Consider the following 681-nt stretch of genomic DNA (forward strand, 5'->3'; position numbering starts at 1 on the left):
GGCCATCACGGGATCGGCGGTTCAGCGGGCTTATTACCGTCCAAGAGCAGTCAGGAAGGCCAGCAACTGCGCGACAAGCTGTCGGGGCTGGGCGTGTTGCGTACCACTACCCGGCAGGATCACTTCCGGGGCTGCGTGGTGGTGCCGGTGATCGGCTGGGCCGAATCGGCCAGCGTGGCCAGCCGCGGGCGGGTGCTGCAACTGTATGGCCGCCGAACCCAGCCGGATTACAAAGTGCTGAAAGACAGCCCAAAGCATCTGTACCTGCCGTCACCGCTAGCCGGGGTCTGGAATGAGGAAGCGATGAAAGCCGCTTCGGAAATTATCCTGTGCGAAGCGCTGATCGATGCCATGACGTTCTGGTGTGCCGGGTTCCGCAACGTGATTGCCGCGTTCGGGGTGAACGGGTTTAACCGCGAGCACCTCGCAGCCTTGCAGTATCACGGCGTGAAACGGGTGCTGATTGCCTTTGACCGGGACGAGGCCGGAGACCGTGGCGCGGCCAGTGTGGCGGCTGATTTACTGGAATCCGGTATCGAGGCATGGCGGGTACAGTTCCCGCCGGGCATGGATGCCAATGACTATGCGCTCAAAAGCGGTAACGCCGAACATGCGCTGGGGCTGGCGTTGCAACAGGCGGTCTGGCTGGGACAGGGAACGGCGCCGGGCGCGGTGTTCAGC

The 681-nt window shown here is 63.3% G+C and carries 1 protein-coding gene; it reads left to right on the top strand.

Annotated elements, in window-relative coordinates:
* A partial coding sequence (locus tag LGZ99_RS24570) for a toprim domain-containing protein (RefSeq protein WP_262979866.1) occupies positions 1-681 on the top strand: 681 nt, incomplete at both ends.

The sequence above is a fragment of the Photorhabdus temperata genome (assembly GCF_025384845.1).
In the GTDB taxonomy this organism is placed as follows: domain Bacteria; phylum Pseudomonadota; class Gammaproteobacteria; order Enterobacterales; family Enterobacteriaceae; genus Photorhabdus; species Photorhabdus temperata.